Consider the following 4,825-nt stretch of genomic DNA (forward strand, 5'->3'; position numbering starts at 1 on the left):
AATAAAACTTTTCGGGATTAGAGATCTCTGTCTGTTTTGGATTACCCTTTTTAAAGGTCACTGGATACGGCTCTACAGTTTCATAGTTTACGTGCAAATGACCGAGTTCACGCCCTGCTGTCACAAACTTCCAAAAATCATCAGCACTCTTTACACAAGGGATACGAGGCAATTCTTTGCATAAATTATGTGCATAACGTGTACGATAATCTTTTGAATGGAAAATCCCATAAACATAATAGAATAGATCATCTTTAGTGATAGTTTCATTAGGATAAGCGGCTTTAAAATGGTCTAGACCTTCATCAGTAATAGCATCACGTCTCTGTAAACCAGCTGTTTTGCTGTCTTCTGTAGAATTCGTAAATAAATGAGATTGCCTTTCATTTTTACTTTTTGAAACCGTAGTATTTTCGTAAATATAACGTGGAAAGCATTGACCTGTATCTATTGCGTGAAGGTTAGGTAAATCCTTACTCATCAAAACAGAAAAACCACTTCTTGCTCCTACGCCTGTAATTTGTATTACTTTATTTTCAGCCGTTTCCCCTATCGGAAATATCCGCGGCATTTGTAAAACCATTTCATTAAAGGCACGATTGTAATAGAGTCACTGTTGTGTAAAAGGACGATATAAACTTTGCATAAGGCATGTAGCTTCAAATTTAAAAATCTTTCCTTTTGCTAAATCTTGTTTAAGAGCACGGCTCCAACTGATTTTTCTCGTATCTGTATTGACGAAATTGTCTACAGCATTTTTACGTATCCTAGGATCAACATGTCCATAAACATTATTAAAACGCTTTACTTCACTGTTATAGAAGGCAATCATATTACTTATGTTTTTCGCTAAAACTTCATGGCTTGAATTGTATACCCAAGCATCACGGCTAGTTACAATACCACAGGAATAAGTATCAAAAAGCTTTTTACCATGACCTTTTTTATAACCTATGGATAAAAATGCTTTAAAATTGTTATCACGTTGACCAAGCCAATCACCATGTTTATCTGGTGTGATTATTTGCCAACCTTGTTTACTTCGTGTAATGCCATCAATGCTCCTAAATTTTTTAATTGTCTTAAGCTTTTTTTCTCTTGTGTGATTATTACCAATATCGTGATAGTAAATTTTACATGATTCAGTCACATTGGGCTTTTTGATAAAGAGCGTTATAGCGATACCGGTCATACTACCATTGCCGAAAATATTTTCACCTTCTTGAGCCACTCCATTGCTTAACATATTTTTGCGAAGATCCCCTCGTAAATTAAGCACATAAATACTCGTAAATTCTTTGGCTAAAGATTTTCGTAAACTGTCCATTGTCGATTTTTCTATATAACCAGAGCCAGAAACAAAGCCGATTACCCCAGCATTATCAATACGGTCGCTTGCCCAGCGTATAGCACGAATATAACTGTCATAAAGCGCTCGTATATTCGTTACTTTAGATTGAGCAGCGTAGGTTTCACGAATACGATTATCTAGGATAGGATAAGGGGTGTTTTTTGCATTATCGTTTTCATTCTTTTGTCCTACTGAATAAGGGGGGTTACCAAAGATAACTTTAATATTTAGATTTTTCTGATGTTCCAAATATTCACTGTTTTCTTTGAGTATACCGTCGATCAAGTTTTTTTCTTTAAGCGTCTGAAACGTATCAGCCAAACCAATATGCTTGAAAGGAATATATTCACCTTTCATAAGACTATGATACGTCGTTTCAATGTTAATCGCTGCTATGTAATAAGCGAGTAAGACAATCTCATTGGCATGGATATCATGACGGAACTTGTATTCCATATCCTCTGGTTTGATGAGATTAGATTGTAAAAGCCGTGTGATAAAGGTTCCAGTTCCAGTGAAAGGGTCAAGAATAGAGACACCCCGTGACCCTAAGCTTTTGCCAAATTCATTCCGCAACACATCATCAACAGAATGAATGATAAAATCAACAACCTTAACGGGCGTATAAACAATCCCAAGCCTATCCGTGGTTTTCTTAAATGCCTTGGCAAAAAAACTTTCATAAAGCTTGATAATAAGATTCTGTTTGGCATGAGTTTCTGTAATGCCTGCTGTACAGAACGTGACACTTTTGTAAAATTTATCAAGATTTTTCGTTTTCTCTTCGATATTGGTTTTATCCAATTCAGCTAAGATTTTTTCCATGGCTTGCGAAATGGCATTGTTCCGTACAAATTTATTGCCATAAAACAAGGCTTTAAATACGGGACGCGTGACAAGATGCTGTGCAAGCATCTCAATCGCTTCCTCTTGCTTGATTTCACTGTTGACGTTGTTCTTTAATTCCTTATGAAAGGCTTCACTGCTTTCATCAGCAAGTAGGTTTTGAAGATGCGTAATATGGTTTTGAGCAATCTCAGCAACATTACCCGCCCAATTTTCCCAATAATCCGTGATTTTAAAACTATCCAGAAAAATGGCTTTGACAAAATCAAAAAATTCAGAACGGTGGAATAAGTCTCCTTGTCCTCCAGATACCGATTGAGATTTGCTTTCTGCTGTTCCAATGCTATGTCCAGAACTTTCTGCTTTTGATGGTATCGAGATCTCATCAACCGTTGTGGTGAGTTCTTTTAATTCATCGGCTCGTTTAATCTCTATAATTTCAATCGTATGGCTGCTATCTTGTCCTAACGACATCTGATTAATCGTTCGTGCAAGTCTCTCATCATGCGAATGTAAAGCATGCAAAACTTGCCAAACAGCACGGTATCTCTTATTGTTTTTTAAAACCTTTTTGGCTTCTAAGCGTGAAGGAATGATAATGGGTAAAATGATATAGCCTGTTTTCTTATTTGGAGCACGACGCATCACACGCCCTACCGCCTGTATCACATCGACTTGGCTATTACGCGGGTGTAAAAACATGATGGCATCAAGAGCAGGGACATCAATCCCTTCAGACAGACACCGAACATTGCTTAAAATCCGACAAACATTTTGCCCCGCATCTTCTTTAAGCCAATCCAATTCTTCATTGCGTTTTTTGACACTTTGCGTCCCGTCAATATGTCTTACTTCGCAGTTTAGAAAGAGAACGGTTTGAAGGAAATCATCGGTATGAGATTTGATAATTTTATTGAAGAGCTTTGTGATATATTGAGAGGTGTTGATATCTTTGCAAAAAGCTAAAGCACATTGCATGGGCTCTGTATCATCATCATCAACAGCGGCTTGCTTATCTATTTTGGTAAGGGCTCTATAACAGCCAATAATTTTTGCCGCATCATCTAAATCAATTTCATGGTTTTCATTGGCAATAATCTCTTGTATGGCTGGTGTGATATAGGTTTCATTAATACCCAAGACCACAATCTTGTAAGGAGTTAACAGTTCATTATCGACAGCTTCCGCGAAGGTATAATGATGAAGTTGTTTTCCAAAAAGCGTTTCATCGTCCATAGATGCGAGAACGGCATTAATCTCATCAGCGCGCCTTTTAGCAGTGTCACTAAAGATTTTAGGCGTTGCTGTCATATACAGACGTTTTTTGCCCCAAATGATGCTGTTATCGTGAACCTTGATAAAGTCAGATTCATTGTCTTCACTTCCCAATGAAGCCCCCGTCGTACGGTGATGCTTCATCACAGATGATCAAATCAAATTCGGGTAATCCATGATCTTTTTGTGCATCCGAAATCACTTGGATAGAATGGTAAGTTGAAAAGACCACCGTCATTGCATCTGCTAGGTTTCCACGGGCTTCTTTGGCAAGGGCTTGAGCATCCGTAGTAGCAGGGAGAACAAGATCTGATGTTTCCATGCCTATAATATCATCTTGATTTTTACGACGCTTTCCTACTTTCGTATCAGAACACACGGCAAAAGAACGCAACGGGATTTGTGCATCGGCTGTCCATTCACGGATTGTTTGCGAGACTAAAGCCAGAGAAGGCACCAGAAACAAAACACGCTTTCCTTTCCCAGCAAGGGTTTCTGCTATCTTCAAACTGGTGAAAGTTTTGCCCGTTCCACATGCCATAATCAGCTTGCCACGGTCTGCTTCTTGTAAACCTTCACAGACTTTCTTGATGGCTTCTTCACTATCAACGAGAAGACGATATTTAAAGATGTCTTTTCCAGATGCCGCGATAAAGCTATCAATATCCTTTTTACTGATCTGATGATCTGCTTGATAAAACTTACATTGAATAGCGACATAGCTCTCTTGATGACGAAGCTTGGCAACCAGATCAATGCCGATATCATTTTTATTCCAATCTTCACGCTCTTTAGCCCATTCATAATAGCTCTCAACTTTTTCGTATCTCCCATAGTGGAGAGGGTCATACATAAGATATTTTGTCACAAAATCTTCAAATACTTTCCCCCGTAGAGCCTTTGATGTTGCCTGTTCACGATAGGATTGTAAAAGGGAACGTAAAGTGACGTGTTTGTTATCATACTTAATAGATTGCAGCATATTGTAATAAAAATCCCTTGCCTTATGAGATGATCAATAACCATCAAAAGAATCAAAACGAATTCAATCAAATTGACTTAAAGCAAATAACGATAAAAATGGGAAAAAACTGCTAAAAAAAGCCGATATTTTTTCAAAAGTTTTTTTTAGAAGCTGTTTATCAACAGCCCATGACATGGAGTAGATCAGCAAAGTAGTAAAATTTGCTATTCGTTTTATGATAAAAAAGACAAATGAACTATGTGCTTTAAAATATCAGAATGAGTATTTTGACGAGTTTTATTACGAATTTTACTTATAGGTTTTGAAGGTGTAAAAACCGTCAAAACCCCCTCAAAACGTATATTATTAGTTGAATTTATAGATTGCAT

General features: G+C 37.4%; 1 pseudogene. It reads right to left on the minus strand.

Features of this window, described 5'->3' with window-relative positions:
- Positions 1–4,454, minus strand: a pseudogene (locus ACFINU_RS09035) (type ISP restriction/modification enzyme); the annotation flags it as partial.
- Positions 4,455–4,825: the final 371 nt, after the last annotated feature.

Origin of the sequence: Bartonella sp. AC130YNZD (genome assembly GCF_042196865.1) — a bacterium.
GTDB lineage: Bacteria > Pseudomonadota > Alphaproteobacteria > Rhizobiales > Rhizobiaceae > Bartonella.